The 17,643-nt window shown below is 73.8% G+C and carries 15 protein-coding genes and 1 pseudogene; 8 read left to right on the plus strand and 8 right to left on the minus strand.

What is annotated here, in order from left to right; all coding sequences use genetic code 11:
* Positions 1-91, plus strand: a pseudogene (locus tag AB0H57_RS27785) (ParA family protein); the annotation flags it as partial.
* 85 nt (positions 92-176) lie between these two features.
* Here the strand turns inward: AB0H57_RS27785 and AB0H57_RS27790 are convergent.
* Positions 177-1,319 carry a class I SAM-dependent methyltransferase gene (locus tag AB0H57_RS27790; RefSeq protein WP_357511434.1) on the minus strand — a complete coding sequence of 381 codons (1,143 nt, stop codon included), beginning with the start codon at positions 1,317-1,319 and terminating at the stop codon, positions 177-179.
* A 158-nt stretch (positions 1,320-1,477) separates the two neighbouring features.
* Positions 1,478-3,427, minus strand: a complete 1,950-nt coding sequence (locus AB0H57_RS27795; protein WP_357511436.1) for a hypothetical protein — start codon at positions 3,425-3,427, stop codon at positions 1,478-1,480.
* A gap of 317 nt (positions 3,428-3,744) precedes the next feature.
* Between AB0H57_RS27795 and AB0H57_RS27800 the strand changes: the two genes are divergently transcribed.
* The gene (locus AB0H57_RS27800) at positions 3,745-4,521 is read left to right on the plus strand and encodes a sulfotransferase (protein WP_357511438.1); all 777 of its coding nucleotides are present in this window, start codon (positions 3,745-3,747) and stop codon (positions 4,519-4,521) included.
* A 94-nt stretch (positions 4,522-4,615) separates the two neighbouring features.
* Here the strand turns inward: AB0H57_RS27800 and AB0H57_RS27805 are convergent, their stop codons facing one another.
* From AB0H57_RS27805 to AB0H57_RS27825, 5 genes are read right to left on the minus strand one after another with little or no spacing between them, the layout of a single operon-like run.
* On the minus strand, positions 4,616-5,614 hold the full coding sequence (locus AB0H57_RS27805) for a glycosyltransferase (RefSeq protein WP_357511440.1): 999 nt from the start codon (positions 5,612-5,614) through the stop codon (positions 4,616-4,618).
* Complete coding sequence (locus tag AB0H57_RS27810) at positions 5,611-7,281, minus strand: glycosyltransferase (protein WP_357511442.1); 1,671 nt, start codon at positions 7,279-7,281, stop codon at positions 5,611-5,613. The genes AB0H57_RS27805 and AB0H57_RS27810 overlap by 4 nt, the downstream gene beginning before the upstream one ends.
* Positions 7,278-9,113 carry a hypothetical protein gene (locus AB0H57_RS27815; protein ID WP_357511444.1) on the minus strand — a complete coding sequence of 612 codons (1,836 nt, stop codon included), beginning with the start codon at positions 9,111-9,113 and terminating at the stop codon, positions 7,278-7,280. The genes AB0H57_RS27810 and AB0H57_RS27815 overlap by 4 nt, the downstream gene beginning before the upstream one ends.
* A 47-nt stretch (positions 9,114-9,160) precedes the next feature.
* Positions 9,161-10,303, minus strand: a complete 1,143-nt coding sequence (gene galE / locus AB0H57_RS27820) for a UDP-glucose 4-epimerase GalE (RefSeq protein ID WP_357511446.1) — start codon at positions 10,301-10,303, stop codon at positions 9,161-9,163.
* 53 nt (positions 10,304-10,356) lie between these two features.
* Positions 10,357-11,019, minus strand: a complete 663-nt coding sequence (locus tag AB0H57_RS27825; protein WP_357511493.1) for a TetR/AcrR family transcriptional regulator — start codon at positions 11,017-11,019, stop codon at positions 10,357-10,359.
* A 195-nt stretch (positions 11,020-11,214) separates the two neighbouring features.
* On the opposite strand from AB0H57_RS27825, the gene AB0H57_RS27830 reads away from it, so the two are divergent.
* Together AB0H57_RS27830 and AB0H57_RS27835 are read left to right on the plus strand one after the other, a co-directional pair.
* A complete protein-coding gene (locus AB0H57_RS27830; protein ID WP_357511448.1) occupies positions 11,215-12,111 on the plus strand; it encodes an ABC transporter permease in 897 nt (298 codons plus the stop codon).
* Positions 12,098-12,904, plus strand: a complete 807-nt coding sequence (locus AB0H57_RS27835; protein WP_357511450.1) for an ABC transporter ATP-binding protein — start codon at positions 12,098-12,100, stop codon at positions 12,902-12,904. The genes AB0H57_RS27830 and AB0H57_RS27835 overlap by 14 nt, the downstream gene beginning before the upstream one ends.
* 6 nt (positions 12,905-12,910) lie before the next feature.
* Here the strand turns inward: AB0H57_RS27835 and mgrA are convergent, their stop codons facing one another.
* Positions 12,911-13,960: an L-glyceraldehyde 3-phosphate reductase gene (gene mgrA, locus AB0H57_RS27840; protein WP_357511452.1), complete on the minus strand. Its 1,050-nt coding sequence runs from the start codon at positions 13,958-13,960 to the stop codon at positions 12,911-12,913.
* Here mgrA and AB0H57_RS27845 point away from each other — a divergent pair.
* The 4 genes from AB0H57_RS27845 to AB0H57_RS27860 all read left to right on the plus strand — a co-directional run bounded on the left by AB0H57_RS27845 (position 13,959) and on the right by AB0H57_RS27860 (position 17,434).
* A complete protein-coding gene (locus tag AB0H57_RS27845) occupies positions 13,959-14,930 on the plus strand; it encodes an aldo/keto reductase (RefSeq protein ID WP_357511454.1) in 972 nt (323 codons plus the stop codon). The two genes, mgrA and AB0H57_RS27845, sit on opposite strands and share 2 nt — an antisense overlap.
* A gap of 4 nt (positions 14,931-14,934) precedes the next feature.
* Complete coding sequence (locus tag AB0H57_RS27850; protein WP_357511456.1) at positions 14,935-15,432, plus strand: hemerythrin domain-containing protein; 498 nt, start codon at positions 14,935-14,937, stop codon at positions 15,430-15,432.
* Between the two features lie 74 nt (positions 15,433-15,506).
* Positions 15,507-16,787: a histidine kinase gene (locus AB0H57_RS27855; RefSeq protein WP_357511457.1), complete on the plus strand. Its 1,281-nt coding sequence runs from the start codon at positions 15,507-15,509 to the stop codon at positions 16,785-16,787.
* Positions 16,784-17,434, plus strand: a complete 651-nt coding sequence (locus AB0H57_RS27860) for a response regulator transcription factor (protein ID WP_357511459.1) — start codon at positions 16,784-16,786, stop codon at positions 17,432-17,434. The genes AB0H57_RS27855 and AB0H57_RS27860 overlap by 4 nt, the downstream gene beginning before the upstream one ends.
* Positions 17,435-17,643 lie beyond the last annotated feature (209 nt).

Here is a 17,643-nt window from a genome sequence, read left to right on the forward strand (position 1 = left end):
GGAGGTCTCGACGATTCTGCTCACCATGTACGACCGGCGTACCCGGCTGGCCGACGCCGTCGAGCAGGACGTCCGAAACCACTTCGGCGACAACGCCGATTCGTTTCGCGTACCCGGGCGGTTGAGCGGGGCCCCCGCCTATACAGAATGCGTTGACAGGGGCCCCTCCTTGCGCCTCAGCCGACCGGCTGGCCGGTGCGGGGTTCGGTGGTCGTCCAGGTGCCGGGGGTGGTGGTGCGCAGCACCGAGGCGTCCTTCTCCAGCTTCAGCCGCTCCTCGGTGATCGCCGGTGCCGCCTCGCGCCAGAGCTGGACCACCTCCTGCTCGTCCTTGCGGATCAGGTCGTCGAGCACCACCACGGCGTCGTCGGCGAGCCGGTCGCCGAGCAGCGGCATGGCGGGGAAGCGGGCGTGCGGGCCGGTGTCCGCGGGCGGACCGTCCACGAAGAGCAGCCCGATGCGGTCCAGGTCCCGCCAGGCGTCGGCGGCGTACCAGCGGTAGGTCTCGCCGCCCACCTCGATCGGCTCCAGCGGCGCGTGCCGCACCTCGGCCAGGTCCGCCACCCCGTGCGCGTTGAGCAGGGCGACGGTGCGCCGGGCGTACTCCTCGTCGTGCTCCAGGGCGACCACCTTGCCGTCGATGCCGAACTGGCGCATGGCCAGGGCGGACCAGAGCGTGGAGAGCCCGCTGCCGCACTCGACCACCAGCTTCGGGCGCTCGTCGCGCAGGATGCTCACCAGCACCAGCAGCACGTCCGGCGAGGCCGCCCAGCCGCGCATCGGGGGGATCCGGTTGCCGACCGGGATCATCGCGTAGAGGTTGAGCAGCGCCTCCACCCCGTGGTACGCGTTGGCGTTCTCCTGCCGGGAGGCCCGCTTGCCGCGCTCCTCGCAGCGGTCGACGGCCTTGGCCAGCCGTTCGACGCCGGCGTCGGCGGCCTTGCGCTCCTTGCCGAAGTGCTCGGTCAGCCGCTGGTCGAACTGGGTGCGCAGTTGCTGGTCGTGGGCCCGCAGCCGCTGGTCGAGGTGGTCACGGCCGGACTCGACGAGCTGGCTGAGCCGCCACAGGTTGTACCGGTGCTGGCGGTTGGAGCGGAGGATGGCGATCACCACCAGCCCGATCAGCACCACCAGCAGCACCGTGTTGGCGTCGCCGGCGCCGGCGGCACCGATCGCGATCGCGGCCACGGCGGTCACGACCGCCACGAGGATCACCGCGGCCGGCTGGCCCAGCTGCCGGCCGAGCGCCGCGAGGCCCTGCCGTGCCGAGCGGGGGCCCGGTGGGGCCGCCGCGCCGTGCCGCTCGTCGGTGCTCTGCATCGGCGCTCCTGGGAATGAGTTGGGAGTCTGCGGGCTGCGGGCATTATATGGCCGCGTGAACGATTCGAATCAAGAGCGCAAACTATTGCGAAACAAGGGAACGGGCGGTCTCGGCGCGCACCGCCGAGGCCGCCCGTTCCAGGGTGCTCGTCCGCCGCTCAGCTCGTGCTGTAGCCGGCGAAGTAGCTGCGGGCCCGGGCCACGTCACCGTGTAGCAGCGCCGCCCAGGCGTCGATCACCGCGGTCGGGTTGACCTTCTCGCGCATCTCGGCCCGGGCCGCGGCGGACCGCTCCGCCCAGACCTCGGGGTCGGCGTTGGCCAGCACCGCGGCGGCGGCGTCCGGCACCGAGTCGGGGATCCACCGGTTGTCGTAGATGTCCCGCGCGCCGGGCCACGGCCGGATCACCGGCGCCGCGCCGGAGGCCATGCCCTCGGCCAGGCCGAGGTGGAAGCTCTCGATGTCGCTCATGGACAGGATGTTGCCGACCTTGCGGTACCAGCGGCCCATGTCCCGGCCGGGGGCGTCGAAGACCACCGCGCCGCGCAGCAGCGGGTCGCGTTCGATGCGCTCCTGGCACCAGCCCACGTACTCGCGTTCCTCGGCCTTCGGCCAGACGTACTCGTTCTGCCACGGCGGCAGGGAGCGGACGAACATGGTGAACCGGCGGTCCTGCCGGCGTACCTCGGCCAGCAGGTCCAGGGCCAGGTCGAACCGCTTGTTGGCCCACTCCATGCCGACGAAGCCGATGTTGAACCGGGCCTCGGGCAGCTTGGGGCGGTCGACCCAGTCCCCGTCGAGGAAGTTGGGGATGTAGACCAGTTTCTCCTGCGGCCAGCCGATCTCGTTGCGGATCCGCCGGCCGATCGGCGGGGAGACGTGCACGACCGCGTCGACCTTGTCGATGTCGATCATCGCCGGGTACGGCGCGTCCAGCTCGAAGCGGTGCAGCCGGACCACCAGGAACTGGTTGGGCTTCTTGCGCTCGGCGAACCAGGCGGCGCTGGGCCGCGCCCACTCCGCGATGATCACGTCCGAGGTGTCGGCGAGCTGCTCGGTGCGGTCGGTCTTCATCGAGACCCGGGGCCAGTCGTCGAGGGTGATGTCCAGGTCGGTGCGGGCGTCCAGGCGGTGTGCCAGCTCGCGGATGAACTTCAGGTCGTACCCCGAGATCATCGTGTCCAGCGTGCGGTCCGGCTGCGCCGGGCCCTGCGGCAGGGTCGCCGCCAGCACCTCCCGGGCCCCCCGCTCCTGCGCCTGCGCCGTCCACTCGGTCGGGAAGGTCTCCGGCAGGCCCGGCATCGGGATGCTCTTGGCCTCCTGGTCCCAGCCGAGCCGGTTCGCCGGGGCCCAGGCCGCGTCCGTGCCGCGCAACCGGGCGGCGGCGAAGGAGTACGGCATCTCCTCCCGCGCGGACGGCGCGGCGGGCCCCAGCAGCCGGCGCCACAGCGCCAGTTCCTCCGCCTCGGGGGCCACGTCGTCGGGGAGCTCGTCCTCGGCCGCGCCCGCGCAGTCCGGGCAGGGCCGATCGGCGGCCAGCGGCGGCAGCACCACGACCCGTGGGCGGGCGCTCACCGTGCCCCGCTCGACCGACTCCCGGGCCAGTTCGCTGTCGGTGATGAAACCGCCGATCTTGCCGGCGACGGCGTCCAGTTCGTCGGCGTACCCCGACTCGGCGCCCTGAATGATCCGCTCGGCCGGCAGGGCCAGTGACCAGATCAGCCGGCCCGGCGCGCCGCCGGCCAGCGCGGCCGCGGCGGCGCGCGGTGACTCCGCCACGATCAGCGCGGCGCCCGCCAGGCCGGGCACCGGCTGCGGCGGCGCGGGCGCCGCCACCGGGACGGGGGCCGGGCGGCGCTGCTGCTGCACGGCCCGGCGGGACCGGCGGTACGCCTTCACCAGCGGCTGCCGCAGCGACGGGGCCAGCCAGGCCAGCTTCGGCTGCTGCGGCGGCGCGGGGCGCTTCGGCTGCGGCTTGGGCGGCGGCTGCCAGGTCGTCTCGGTCACGCTCGCCCCGGCGGCCGTGAACGCCGACCGGAACGTGTTGCGCCAGCAGCAGACCCCGGGCAGATCGGGCCAGCGTCCGTCGCGCAGGAGCACCACGGACATGGCCCGGTCAGGGCTGGCATCTTCCATCGGGTGGGGTCCCCCTCTTGGGCCGGCCCCCGGGTCCTGTGCCCGGACCGGGCCCTGTTCGTATCTGACGGAAAAGGGTGGTGACGTCACCGGCGGCCCGGCGGCGGCGGGCCCTCGGGCGAGGAGCGCGACCGACGGTGGCAACTTCGCTGACAGGATAGACCGGGCCCGCTCGGCGAAGCGGAGCAGGCTTCACCCGGCGGGGCGGCGGCCCGGCACTGGGGTAGAGTCGCCCGGGTCCCGCCCGGAGTCAGCTGCCGGGCGGACCGATTCTCGACGTGGAGAACCCGTTGCGCGCACCCCTGGCGTCCCGGCTGAGCCGCCGGGCCGACGACAGCCGTCAGTACCGCTACGTTTTCGTGGTCACCTACGGGCGATCCGGGTCGACACTGCTGATGGGGCTGCTCAACACCATTCCCGGCTACCGGATCCGGGGCGAGAACGACAACTCGCTGTACGGGCTCTACCAGGCGTGCACGGCGATCCGGGAGGCGTACCCGAAGCGGGCGGAGAACGGCTGGTCCACCGGGGACCCGTGGTACGGCGCGGACCGCTGGCGGCCGGACGCCTACCGGCGGGCGCTGCTCGACGCGTTCGTCGGGCACGTGCTGCGCCCCGAGCCGGGGGACCGGGTGCTGGGCTTCAAGGAGATCCGGTACACCGCAGAGCACATCAAGGACCTGAGCGGCTACCTGGACTTCCTGCGCACGGCCTTCCCGCAGTCGAAGATCATCTTCAATCACCGGCTCCCCGCCGACGTGGCGAAGAGCGCCTGGTGGGCGCAGAATCCCAAGGCGTTGGAACGGATCCAGGCCGCCGACACCCGGTTCAACCAGGTGCCGGCGGACGACCGGCACTTCCACTTCCACTTCGACCGGATCGACGACAGCCTGGACAACATCCGGGAGCTGTTCGGTTTCCTCGGCGAGGAGTTGGACGAGGAGCGGATCCGGGCCACCCTGGCCACCCCGCACTCGTACCAGCCCGGCGAGGCCCCGGCCGGCTCGCCCGCCCGCCGCGCCCGCAACCTCGCCCGCCGGGTCATCGTCCGGCTCCGTCGCCCCTGACCGGGCACCGTCGCCGCCGCGCCGGCCGGCGGTCTTCGCTGCGTGGTCACCCTCCCGTCCGGGTCGGACGGACGCCGGACCGGGCCGTCGAGGGTCAGCCGCCCCGGCCCAGCCGGCGGTAGACGGCCCGCAGCCCGGCGTACGCCCGCCAGTCGTCCCGGGCGACCAGCCGGTGCTTCAGGCCGGCCACGCCCCCGGGCAGCGGGTAACCGCCGGCCGGCAACCGCCGCCGGTAGTCGCGGGCCATCCGGTGGAAGAAGGACTCCCGCAGGTCCGGCGGCACCCGGCGCTCGTTGCCGACGATGACCAGGTAATGGTCGATCATGACGCGGAACAGGTCGGCGCGGAACCGGTCGTACCGCGGCGCCGCCCCGTCCACCAGGTCGAAGACCCGCTCGTACTGGTCGAAGACCTCGAAGTGCCGGCGGCTGGGCGTCTTGGTGATCGCCCCGACGTCGCCCCGCTGGCGGTAGCAGTAGCAGACCCGGTCGAACAGGTCGATGCTGGCCGCCGCCAGCAGCAGCGCGTGGCTGTACGAGACGTCCTCGTACCAGCCGGGGGCGAAGCGCAGGCCGATCCGGTCCAGCAGCCGCCGCTGGACCACCTTGGTGCACGCCGACTGGGCCAGCCGCAGCAGCGCCGGCCGGTCCGCCAGGCTGATCGGCGCGGGCGGGCGGTCCAGCGCGCCGGGCGGGCTGCCGGGCAGCACCCGGCCGTCGTCGAAGACCTCCTGGTGGTTCACCACCAGCACGTCTGGCCCGGTCTCGGCCAGCCGGGCCAGCACCGCCCCCACCGAGCCCGCCGGCACCCAGTCGTCGGCGTCGACGAACCAGACGTACCGCCCGCGGGCCCGGGCCAGGCCCGCGTTGCGGGCGCCGCTGAGGCCGGCGTTCTCGGCCAGGTGCAGCACCCGCACCCGGCGGTCCCGCTCGGCGTACGCGTCGAGCAGCGCCGGGCTGCCGTCCGGCGAGCGGTCGTCGACCGCCACGATCTCCAGCTCGGTGGTCGGCTCGGCGAGCAGCGAGTCCAGGCAGGCCGGCAGGAACTGCTCCACGGCGTACACCGGTACCACCACGGAGAGGGTCGGCGTCACGGCTGCGCGTCCTCCACCCCGGTCGGCTCGTCGTCGGTGCGCCGGGCCGGGGGCAGCGGGCGTCGCTTGAGGCGGTGCTGCACCCGGGCGGAGAGCCGCCGGCTGGCGAGCGTGCCGACCAGCATGGTGGCCTTGGCCAGCGAGCGCATGCCGGCCACCTCGACCGCGCTGGGCACCCACCGGGCACCGCCCAGGGCCGGGTCGGCGATCATGCGGATCCCCTCGGCGAGCTGGCGCGGCTCGACCCCGGCCAGGTCCACCACCCCGACCATCTCGGCGGGGACCCGGCGCGCGCCGTGCACCTCGGTGACCACGTCGGCCAGCGGCTCGCCGCCGGCGCCGATCCGGTCCACCCGGCCCAGCGCGGCGGTACGCCACAGCCGGGTGGCCGGGCCGTCGTCGGCGCCCGAGGGACGCAGCTCGACCAGGCCCAGCTGGTCCCGGTCGGCGAGCTCCACCAGCCGGCCCACGGCGTGCGGCCCGAGCCCGTGGGTGGGCGGCACCTCCAGCCGGTACGCGGCCGGGAACGGGCTGGCCGGGACCGAGGTGACCAGCCGCACCCGCGGGTCGCCGCGGTACGTCTCGGCGATCAGGCGCAGGTCCAGGCGCGGGTCGGCGAGCACCCGCCGCCGGCCGTCGGGCAGCTGGTCCCACGGCCCGACCAGGTTGACCACCAGGTCGGGCTCGTCCCCGCCGAGGATCGCGTCCACCGCGGTACGGACCCGTTCCAGCGGCTCGTCGCCGACCTCCAGCACCACGTCGACCAGCGGCACCGACCAGGCGGTCGCGCCGACCTTGCGCAGCCAGCGTGGGTACGGCATCCGGTCGGCGAGGTAGGGCTTGTTGTACCGCTGCACCTGCTCGCGGGCCCGCATCACGTGGGTCGGGCCGAGGTGCCAGCTGCCGGCCAGCGGCTCGGGCACGAACAGCGCGCCGGCCTGGGCGAGCCGGTAGCCCAGCTCGGTGTCCTCGCCGAGCCGCAGCTCGGTGTCCAGGCCGCCGCACGCCTCGTACAGCTCGCGGCGCAGTGCCGCGGTCGCTCCGACGTGGATGGCGAAGGCCAGGTGGTCGGCGGCGCGTAGCTTGTCGGTCCGGTCGATGTACCGCTCGACGTAGTCGTGCGGCTCGCCGGCGGTGTCGAAGAGAGACTGTGGCGTGCCCTGCTCCCAGTGCTCCAGCACGCCCGCCGGGGTCGGCCAGTCGGGTGCGCCCGGCCGGGTGTCCACGAAGCGCTTGTAGCCCAGGGTCACCGCGTACGGCACCTGGTGGTGCCAGCGCAGCTGGGCCTCGACGTGCTCCGGGTACGCCACCATGTCGGCGTCCAGCCAGTGCAGCACCGCGCCGGTGCTGACCGTGGCGCCGACGTGCAGGGCGTTCGCCCGGCCCCAGCCGGTCGAGTGGTCGCCGGCGCGGACCAGGCGGGTGTGCTTCGGGCGTACCGGGGGCAGCTCGATCGGCGGCGTCGAACCGTCGTCGACGACCACCACCTCCAGCAGGTCCTCCGGGTAGGTCTGCCGGCTCAGCGAGGCGAGGGTGAGGTCCAGGCTCGGCTGGCAGTCGTAGGCCGGGATGATCACGCTGACCGTCAGCTCGGGCCGCCACTGCCCGAGGGCGGGCACGGTCAGCGTCGACCAGTCGTTGCGGTGCACGCGGGGGGTGGGGGTCATGCGGTTCCGAACGTCTCGTGGGGCGGCAGTCCGGTCCACTGCCGCAGCGGGTTCTGTACGAAGTAGTCCAGGCCGGGATCCCAGGTGTGCCCCTCGCCGTGCCGGGTGTAGAGGAACCCGAACCCGTGGGTGCGGTACACCAGGCCGCCGGCGTCGAGCACCCGGTCCAGCAGGGCCCGGTCGATCGACCGGTTCACCGGCCGCCAGCCGCCGGCCGCCTCCAGGTCACCCCGGGACAGCAGCATGGTGCCGCCGGCCACCACGTCGTCGTAGAACTCGCTGGCCATCCGGCGGCGCACGGTGAGGTCGCGGGGTTCCAGGTAGACGAACTCGGCGCCCTTGCCGACCACGGTGGCGCCGGAGTAGTGCCGGGCCAGGACCAGGTCCCAGACGTGTTCCACGCCGTACCGGTCGTCGTCGTCGACCTTGGTGACCAGGGTGCCCCGGGCGTACCGGGTGATCTCGGCGAGCGCCTCGCCGAAGCAGACGTCACCGGCGACGGTGACCACCTGCACGGGCAGCGGGCAGGCGGCGACGGCGGCGGCCACCTCGGGGGGCAGCTCGACGCCGTGCAGGCCGACCACGACCTCCAGCTCGGGGTAGGTCTGCCCGGTCAGGTCGCGCAGCGCCACCACCAGCCGCTCTGGGCGGCGGGTCATCAGCAGCGCGGTCACCGACGGCGGCCGGGCCAGGGCGGGGTACGCGGCGGTGGCCCGGGGCAGGGCCAGCGCGGTGGCGTGTCGGCGCAGCGCGGCCCGGCGCTGCCGGATGCTGGCCAGCTCGCGGTCGATCGGGTCGGCGTCCGGGCCGGGTGGGGCGGCGACGGTGAGCCCGGCCAGCTCCGGCCCGAGCAGCTCGGCCACCTCCGCCGGGAGGTCGGGGGCGTGCACCAGCAGCCCGGTCATGGCGAGCTGCGCGACGGTGGCGGCGAGCGCCGGACCGCCGGCGCCGGCCGGCGCGGTCACCGAGCCCAGGTCGCGCAGCACCGCCGACTGGCGGCCGTCGAGCGGGTCCCCGACCCGGCCGGCGACGACGGTCTGCTCGCCGGTGGTGATCCGCCAGCGCGGTGTCCCGTCGACGGCGTCGATCAGCAGCCGGCCGGTGGGCATCTTCGCGCCGTACTTGTTGCGGCCGATCGGGTTGGCGGCGCCCGCGTCGACCAGCACGAGGGGCCCGCCGGTCGCGGTGGTCACGCCGGTCAGGTCGCCGGTGAGCCGGGCCGCGGGCACGTTGAGCCGGCCGGCCGGTGGCTCGGCGGGGACGTCCGCGCCGGCGGGGAGCAGCCGCAGGTCGTACGGGCGGACGGGGGCGTCGCCCGGCTCGGGGCCGGCCGGGGCGCGGGTCACCGCGCCGGGGCTGAGCCAGCCGGGCAGGCCGCCGTCGACGGCCAGGTCGGCGGCGCCCGGGGTGGGCAGCGCGGCGGTCGGCCGCAGGGTGTCGAGCACGGCGGCGACGACCCGGTGGGGCGGCAGCGGGTCGGCGAGGGTCACCGAGACCTGGGCCGGGCCGGTGCCGGCGCGGGGCAGGGAGAGCTGGTGGCCGAGCAGGCCGGGCAGCGGGCCGAGCCGGCCGGACCAGCCGGGGCGGGGGGCCTGCCAGCGCTCCACGACGACCCGCAGTTCGCGTACGCCGGGGGCGTCGGGGGTGCCGAGCGCGTGCCGGGCCAGTTCGCCGACGGTGGCCACGGTCAGCTCGCCGGGGCGCCCGCCGACCGTCGCCGGTTCCGCCCAGTCGGCCAGCCGCTTGGGGGTGACCTCACGCAGCCGCCGGGCGTAGTTCCCGAGCCGCCGGCGTACGCCCGCCACGACCCGGCGCCGGGTCACGGCCGCCATCCCGATCCTCCGGCCCGCCGCTGCGCTGTCGGAAACACCGAAAGAAGCTAGCACGGAGCGGGGCCGCTCCCGGCGGCGACGGCGCCCGCCGCCGGCGGCCGGTCCGGGGTGGACGGCCGGCCCTCGGCGGGCGTGGCGGGGGCCGGCGGGGTGGGCTGCGGGCCGAGCACCTCCGCGCGCCGTTCGGCCCAGCGCAGCGAGTCCCGGATGCCGTCGGCGACGGAGTGCGTCGGGGCCCAGCCGAGCAGTTCGCGGGCTCGGGCGCTGCGGGTGTACGTGCCGGCGGAGTCGCCCGGGCGGCGGGCGGTCTCCTGGACGTCGACCGGCCGGCCGACGACCTCCTCGAAGGCGTGGACCAGTTCGCGCACGGTGGTGCCGTCCCCGGTGCCCAGGTTGATCACGGTGTACGGGTCGCCGCCGGCCGGCAGCACCGCGTCGAACCGGCGCAGGGCCAGCACGTGCGCCCGGGCCAGGTCCCAGACGTGTACGTAGTCGCGGATGCCGGAGCCGTCCCGGGTGGGCCAGTCGGTGCCGGTGAGCTGGAACGTCTCGCCGCGGGAGGTGGCGATGAGCCGGCCCAGCACGTGCGTCGGCTCGGCGATCTGCAACCCGGTCCGCAGTTGCGGGTCGGCGCCGATCGGGTTGAAGTAGCGCAGCGACAGCACCCGCAGCGGGTATGCCCGGGCGCAGTCGGCGAGCATCTGCTCCAGGATCGCCTTGCTCCGGGCGTACGGGCTGAGCGCCTCGATCGGGGAGTTTTCGTCGACGGTGAAGTCGTCACCCGGGCGGTAGATCGCGGCGGAGGAGCTGAACAGCAGCCGGGTGCAACCGTTGCGGAGCAGGCCGTCGACCAGCTCCAGCGACTTGGCCACGTTCTCCCGGTAGTAGCGCAGCGGGTGCGCCACCGACTCGGGCACCACGATCAGCGCGGCGCAGTGCACCACGGCCTGGATGTCCGGGTGCTCGGCGAAGATCTTGTCGAGCAGCGCCGCGTCCGCCATGTCGCCCGGGTAGAAGATCCGGTCCCGGGTGAACTCCTCCCGGCCGGTGCTCAGGTTGTCCAGGATCACCGGGGTGATGCCGTTCTCCAGGCAGGCGGTGGCCACGGTGCTGCCGATGAAGCCGGCACCGCCGACGATCAGGACCTTCGCCTCGGGCCGGGCAGGCGTGTTCTCCGTAGGGGCGAGCATGGTCGGTGCCTCCTGGGCGTCGGGTCCGGGTGCGGGGGCGGTCGGGTGCGGGGTCAGGCGGTGACGGGGGCGCCGTCGGCGGGGGTGGCGGGCGCGACGACCGGGGCCGCCGGTTTCGGGGCCGGCGCCGCCGGTTTCGGCACCGGCGGGGACATCAGCTCGGAGCGCAGCGCGGCCGTGGTGACGGCGGCGAGCCGGGGCAGGTAGCCGGACGGGAGCCGGGTGCGCGAGATGGCCAGCCGCCAGTACAGCGGGCCGATGATCAGGTCGACCGCCGCGTCGGTGTCGATCCCGGGGGAGAGCTCGCCGCGCTCGATCGCCCGGCCGAGGATCAGGTCGGCCACGTTGCGCTGGTTGGCGCGCAGCGCGGCCTGCAGCGTCTCGGCGATCTGCGGGTTGCGGGCGGCCTCGGCGAGCAGGTCGGGGACGACCTGGGCGGCCAGCCGGTGTTGCAGCACCTGGTTCACGATCTGTAGCAGGATCTCCAGGTCGTCGTGGAGCGAGCCGGTGTCCGGCAGCGGCATCTTGTGAACCGCCAGCTCGGACACGATGTCCAGGACCATGGCGAGTTTGGAACCCCACCGGCGGTAGACCGCGGTCTTGCCGACGCCGGCCCGGCGGGCCACCCGCTCGATCGACAGGCGTCCGTAGCCGACCTCGGCGAGCTCCTGCATGACGGCGGCGCGGAGGGCCGAGGTGATGTCTCCTCGGAGCACGGCCGCGCCGGCCGGAGCGCGCTTGTTCTGGGTCACGCGACCCAATGTAGCGCAACGACGGTACCGTTGCGTCTCGACGTACCGTCGACTACATTCGGCGCAGCGTTGAGACGGTGCCGTTCCAACCGAGTGACCGCTATACGCTGAGTGACGGATGCTCCTTCCAGAAGGACCGAGAGATCGGAGCACATCTCCATGCCCGACACGGCGTTCGCCGATCCGGACGCGGGCCTGTCCCCGGCCGAACTGGCCGCCCGGCACGGCCTCGGGTTCGCCGGCACGAGACCGACACTCGTGTCCTACGCCCGGCAGCTCTGGGCCTACCGGCACTTCATCACGGCGTACGCGAACGCCCGGGTCTCCGCCTCGTTCAGCCTGACCCGGCTGGGCCGGCTCTGGCAGGTGCTGACCCCGCTGACCAACGCGGCGGTCTACTACCTGATCTTCGGCGTGGTGCTGGCGACCAGGCACTCGATTCCGAACTTCATCGCCTACCTCTGCACCGGCCTGTTCATCTTCCTGTTCACCCAGACGGTGGCCCAGGCCGGCGTGGTCTCGATCACCGGCAACATGGGGCTGATCCGGGCGCTGCACTTCCCGCGCGCCTGCCTGCCGATCGCGATCTCGCTGATCGAGCTGCAGAACATCGCCGCGTCGATGGTGGTGCTGACCGGCATCGTGCTGATCACCGGCGAGCCGCTGACCTTCGAGTGGCTGCTGATCCTGCCGGCGCTGGCGCTCCAGATGATCTTCAACGCCGGGCTGGCGATGGGGCTGGCCCGGCTGGGCAGCAAGGTCACCGACCTCAAGCAGGTCATCCCGTTCGTGATGCGCACCTGGATGTACGGCTCCGGCGTGTTCTACAGCGCGGCGCTCTTCGCCGAGCACCTGCCCAAGTGGGCCGCGGTGGTCGTCGAGGCCAACCCGATGCTGGTCTACATCGAGCTGATCCGGCACGCGATGCTGGAGAGCGCGCCGCTGTCGTCCCCGGTGTCGCACCTGTGGCTGCTGGCGGCCGTCTGGTCCCTGGCGGTGGGCATCGGCGGGTATGTCTATTTCTGGCGAGGGGAGCAGGAGTATGGGCGTGGCTGAGGTCGCGGAGCGTCCGGTCGAGACCGGTCAGCGCATCCCCACCGTGATCGTGGACGACGTGCACGTCGTCTACCGGGTGCAGGGCCCCGGCACGCCGGGCAGCGGCTCCCCGGTGGCCGCGCTGAGCCGGATGCTCACCGGCAAGCGCACCCCCGGGCTGCGTGAGGTGCACGCGATCAAGGGCGTCAGCTTCACCGCCTACAAGGGCGAGGCGGTCGGCCTGATCGGCAGCAACGGCTCCGGCAAGTCCACCATCCTGCGGGCCATCGCCGGGCTGCTGCCGATCGAGAAGGGCGGGCTCTACACCGCCGGCCAGCCGTCCCTGCTGGGCGTCAACGCCGCCCTGATGAACGACCTCTCCGGCGCGCGCAACGTCGAGCTGGGCTGCCTCGCGATGGGGATGAGCAAGGCCGAGGCCCGCCGGGCGGGTCCCTCGATCATCGAGTTCTCCGGGATCAACGAGCGCGGCGACTTCGCCTCGCTGCCGATGCGCACCTACTCGTCCGGCATGGCCGCCCGGCTGCGGTTCGCCATCGCCGCCGCGAAGAAGCACGACGTGCTGCTCATCGACGAGGCGCTGGCCACCGGCGACGCCCGGTTCCGCAAGCGCAGCGAGGACCGGGTGCGCGAGCTGCGCGCCGAGGCGGGGACCGTCTTCCTGGTCAGCCACAACAACCAGTCGATCATCGACACCTGTGAGCGGTCGGTCTGGCTGGAGTCCGGGCTGATCCGGGCGGACGGCCCCACCCGCGACGTCATCAAGGAATATCAGCAGTACATGAACCGCAAGTGACGGCGCTCACCGGCCGAGGAGCTGGTCGATCTCGGCCAGCTCCTCGGCGGTGAAGTCGAGCCGGTCCAGCGCGGCCACGTTCGTCTCCAGCTGCGCCACGCTGCTCGCCCCGATGATCAGGCTGGTCATCCGCTCGTCCCGCAGCGCCCAGGCCAGCGCCAACTGGGCCAGCGACTGCCCGCGCCGCTCGGCCACCGCGCTCAGCGCCCGGATGGTCGCCAACCGCTCCTCGCTCAGGTCGCTCTCGTTGAGGAACACGCTGGTCCGTACCCGTGAGTCCGCCGGGATGCCGCCCAGGTAGCGGTCGGTGAGCAGGCCCTGCGCCAGCGGGCTGTACGCGATGCACCCCGCCCCGACCTCGGCGAGGGTGTCGAGCAGGCCGTCGTCCTCGGTCCAGCGGTTGAACATCGAGTACGACGGCTGGTTGATCAGCAGCGGCGTACCCAGCTCGCGCAGGATGGCGGCGGCCCGGGCGGTCTGCTGCGAGTCGTAGTTCGAGATGCCGACGTAGAGCGCCTTGCCGGAGCGGACGATCGCGTCGAGCGCGCCCATCGTCTCCTCCAGCGGGGTGTCCGGGTCGAACCGGTGCGAGTAGAAGACGTCGACGTAGTCGAGCCCGAGGCGGCGCAGCGACTGGTCCAGCGACGAGATCAGGTACTTGCGGGAACCCCACTCGCCGTACGGGCCGGGCCACATCAGGTACCCGGCCTTGCTGGAGATCACCAGCTCGTCCCGGTACGGGCGCAGGTCGGTGGCGAGCAGCCGGCCGAAGTTCTCCTCCGCCGAACCCGGCGGCGGACCGTAGTTGTTGGCCAGGTCGAAGTGGGTGATCCCGAGGTCGAAGGCGCGCCGGACGATGTCCCGTTGCCGCTCGAAGGGGCGGTCCGGGCCGAAGTTGTGCCACAGGCCCAGCGAGATGGCCGGCAGGCGCAGCCCGCTGCGGCCGCTGCGCCGGTAGGTCATGGATTCGTAACGGTCGTCGCTGGCGAGGTAGGTCACGACTGAAGACCCTAATCCCCGTCGGAGCCCCGTCGGCTTGGGTAGCTTCGAGGCCATGCAGTTCGTCCCGATCGACACCCCTAAGCCCGTTTCCAAGATCGGCCTCGGTACCTGGCAGTTCGGTTCCAAGGAGTGGGGCTACGGTGCCGACTACGAGCGCCGGGCCGCCGACATCGTCCGGCGCGCCCTCGACCTGGGCATCACCCTGTTCGACACCGCCGAGCTGTACGGCTTCGGCCGCAGCGAACGGATCCTCGGCGCGGCCCTCGGCGACGACCGGGACAAGGTGGTGGTGGCCAGCAAGATCTTCCCGGTGTTGCCGGTCGCCCCGGTGGTGCAGCAGCGGGCGGTCGCCTCCGCCGCCCGGCTCGGCGTCCGCCGCCTCGACCTGTACCAGGTGCACCAGGCCAACCCGGTGGTCGCCGACACCACCACCATGCGGGGCATGCGGGTGCTGCAGGACGTCGGCCTGGTCGACGAGGTCGGGGTGAGCAACTACCGCCTGCGCCGCTGGGAGTTCGCCGAGGCCGCCCTCGGCCGGCGGGTGCTGTCCAACCAGGTCCGCTACAGCCTGGTCGACCGCGAACCCGAGGACGCCCTGATTCCGTACGCCGAGCGGGCCGGCCGGATCGTCATCGCGTACAGCCCGCTGGCGCAGGGCTTCCTCTCCGGCCGGTACGACCCGAAGCACCCGCCGAGCGGGCCGGTGCGCCGGGCCAACCCGTACTTCCTGCCGGAGAACCTGGAGCGCGGCGCCCCGCTGATCGACACCCTGCGGCAGGTGGCCGACGCGCACGACGCCACCCCCAGCCAGATCGCCCTGGCCTACCTGATCCGGCACCCCAACGTGGTCGCCATCCCCGGCGCGTCCGGCGTGGAGCAGGTGGAACGCAACGCCGCCGCCGCGGAGATCGACCTCACCGACGACCAGTACGCCGCGCTCGGCCACGCCGCCGGCCGGTTCCGACCGGTCACCGGGCTGGCGGCGGCGCCCAGGCTGATCCGCGCCCGCCTCCGACGAAAGTGAGCCGATGGACGACATCACCGCGCTGATCCTCGACGACCACGCCGCCTTCCGGCGCGGCTTCGCCCGGCTCGACGACGCCCGGGACGACGCCGAGCTGCGCGCCGTCTGGGAGGCCCTCGCCCTGCACCTGGACGTCCACGCCGAGGCGGAGGAGGCCATCCTCTATCCGCACCTGGTGCGGCACGGGGACGACGGCGCGGACGAGACCGCCGACGCCATCGGCGACCACAACAAGATCCGGGACGCCATCGCCGAGTCGAAGCGGCACCCGGTCGGCTCGGAGCCGTGGTGGGCCGCGGTCGGGCGGGCCCGCCGGGAGAACAGCGAACACCTGGCCGAGGAGGAGGACGAGGCGTTGCCCGACTTCCGGCGGCACGCCAGCGTCGAGCTCCGCGCCGAGCTGGGAGCGCGCTGGCTGACCTACTACGGCGAGCACAAGTCCGGCCGTGACCTGTCCTTCGCCGACAAGGACCCGGCGCGCTACGTGCAGGACCATCGCTGACGGTCGCCGGTGAGTCCGGGGTCTCCCCGACGTGGGGGAGTCGGGGCGGTGGGCGGCGGGGGCAGAATGGGGCGGTGACGGTTCGTGGCGTGCTGGGGCCGCTGGTGCGTGGGAGCACCTGGCGGCGCGGGGTGTTCCTGCTGCTGGGCGGGGTGCTCGCGCTGCCGTACGCGCTGCTCGCGGCGACCTTCGCGCAGATGTTCGGCAAGTCGGTGGTGCCGCTGCCGACCGCGGTGGGCCTGCTGTCGGTAGCGGCGGTGATCGCCGCCGTGCCGGTGTTCCTGGACGGCAGCCGGTCGCTGGAGATCGCCGCCGCGCGGTCGCTGCTGAAGGTGGACCTGCCGGACCGCGCGGACGGCTACCGGCTGGACCGGGAAACCCGGGTCCGGGCGGCGCTCTGGATCGCCCTGCACCTGGTCACCGGCGGCCTGGTGCTGTTCGCCGCGATCAGCGCCTTCCCGATGGCGCTGGTCTTCATCGCCCAGCAGTTCGGCCTCGACACCGGCGCCGGGGACGCCCTCGGGCCGCTCGCCGGACGCCACCCGGCGTGGCAGACGCTCGCCGGAGTCGTCCTGCTGGTCGGCCTCGGCTACGCGGTCGCCGGCCTGGGCGCGCTCGCCGCGTCGATGGCGCCGGTGCTGCTCGGCCCCGCGCCGGCGGAACGCATCGCCGCGCTGGAGGCGCGCGCGGCCCGGCTGGCCGAGCGCAACCGGTTGGCCCGCGAGCTGCACGACTCGGTCGGCCACGCGCTCACCGTGGCCACGCTCCAGGCCGGCGCGGCGCGGCAACTGCTCGACGACGACCCGGAGTTCACCCGCCGGGCGCTCACCGCGATCGAGGAGACCAGCCGGCAGGCGATGGACGACCTGGACCACGTACTCGGCCTGCTCCGGCAGACCGAGCGGGGGGACCGGCCGGCGGCGGTGCGGGCCCCGCAGCGCACCCTCGCCCAGCTCGACCGGCTGGTCGACGACACCCAGGCGGCCGGGCTGCCGGTGCGCGCCCGGATCAGCGGCGACCTGGGCGGGCTGCCCCCGGCGGTGTCCCGCGAGGGCTACCGGATCGTGCAGGAGGCGCTGACCAACGCGGCCCGGCACGGCCGCGGGCCGGTGGGCCTGCGGGTCGGCGTCGCGGCGGACCCGGAGCCCGGCGCCCCGGACGGCGACCACCCGCGGCTGGAGATCGAGCTGGAGAACGAGTTGGCGGCCGGCGGGGGCCGGGGCGGCGGCGGACGCGGGCTGGACGGCATGCGGGAGCGGGTGCTGCTGCTCGGCGGCCGGATGACCGCCGGGCCCGACGGTGGGCGGTGGCGGGTGCGGGTCGGCCTGCCGGTGCCCCGAGGGGAGTCGCGGTGAGCACCGATGTGCTGATCGTCGACGACGACGAGCTGATCCGGGTCGGGCTGCGGGCGATCGTCGACGCCCAACCCGATCTGCGGGTGGTGGGGGAGGCCGCCGACGGCGCCGAGGTGCCGCCGCTGGTGGCGCGGTTGCGACCGCGGGTGGTGCTGATGGACGTACGGATGCCGGCGATCGACGGCATCCAGGCCACCCGCCGGCTGCTCGCCACCTCCACCGACCCGCCGCGGGTGCTGGTCATCACCACGTTCGCCAACGACGAGTACGTCTACGAGGCGCTGCGCGCCGGGGCGAGCGGGTTCCTGCTGAAGCGGGCCCGCCCGGCCGAGGTGGTGGAGGCGATCCGGGTGGTGGCGGCCGGCGAGTCGCTGCTGTTCCCGGCGGCCATCCGGCAGCTCGTCGGACTGTACGGGGGGCGCGGCGGGGACCGGCTGGGGTCGGCCCGGCTCACCGAGCGGGAGGCCGAGGTGCTGCGGCTGATGACCACCGGGCTGTCCAACCCGGAGATCGCCGCCGAGCTGGTGGTCGGGGTGGAGACGGTGAAGACCCACGTCGGCAACGTGCTGGCCAAGCTGGGCGTGCGTGACCGGACCCAGGCGGTCATCGCCGCGTACGAGTCGGGGTTCGTCCTCCCCACCGGCTGACCCGGTGGTCGGCGGATCCCGTCCGGACGCTGGATTTCGGGTGTCCGGGCGGCCGACGACAATGTCCGCGGCAACACTGGAGCGTTGAACCGGATGACCCGCCCGGTCCCCCGCGTGATCCGCGCGATGCCGCTAGGATGGCCCGGTTCGTCGGCGGGTTCGGCGGTAGGGGACGGGCTCTGGTCCGGCGGCTCCCGCACAAGTCATCG

The organism is Micromonospora sp. NPDC050686 (assembly GCF_040654475.1).
In the GTDB taxonomy this organism is placed as follows: domain Bacteria; phylum Actinomycetota; class Actinomycetes; order Mycobacteriales; family Micromonosporaceae; genus Micromonospora.

Coding starts and splice junctions, on each gene's coding strand:
- AB0H57_RS27815 (WP_357511444.1), bottom strand. CDS start 9,113: ATGGCGGCCGTGACCCGGCGCCGGGTCGTGGCGGGCGTACGCCGGCGG.
- AB0H57_RS27790 (WP_357511434.1), bottom strand. CDS start 1,319: ATGCAGAGCACCGACGAGCGGCACGGCGCGGCGGCCCCACCGGGCCCC.
- galE (WP_357511446.1), bottom strand. CDS start 10,303: ATGCTCGCCCCTACGGAGAACACGCCTGCCCGGCCCGAGGCGAAGGTC.
- AB0H57_RS27830 (WP_357511448.1), top strand. CDS start 11,215: ATGCCCGACACGGCGTTCGCCGATCCGGACGCGGGCCTGTCCCCGGCC.
- AB0H57_RS27845 (WP_357511454.1), top strand. CDS start 13,959: ATGCAGTTCGTCCCGATCGACACCCCTAAGCCCGTTTCCAAGATCGGC.
- AB0H57_RS27810 (WP_357511442.1), bottom strand. CDS start 7,281: ATGACCCCCACCCCCCGCGTGCACCGCAACGACTGGTCGACGCTGACC.
- mgrA (WP_357511452.1), bottom strand. CDS start 13,960: ATGGCCTCGAAGCTACCCAAGCCGACGGGGCTCCGACGGGGATTAGGG.
- AB0H57_RS27835 (WP_357511450.1), top strand. CDS start 12,098: ATGGGCGTGGCTGAGGTCGCGGAGCGTCCGGTCGAGACCGGTCAGCGC.
- AB0H57_RS27850 (WP_357511456.1), top strand. CDS start 14,935: ATGGACGACATCACCGCGCTGATCCTCGACGACCACGCCGCCTTCCGG.
- AB0H57_RS27795 (WP_357511436.1), bottom strand. CDS start 3,427: ATGTCCGTGGTGCTCCTGCGCGACGGACGCTGGCCCGATCTGCCCGGG.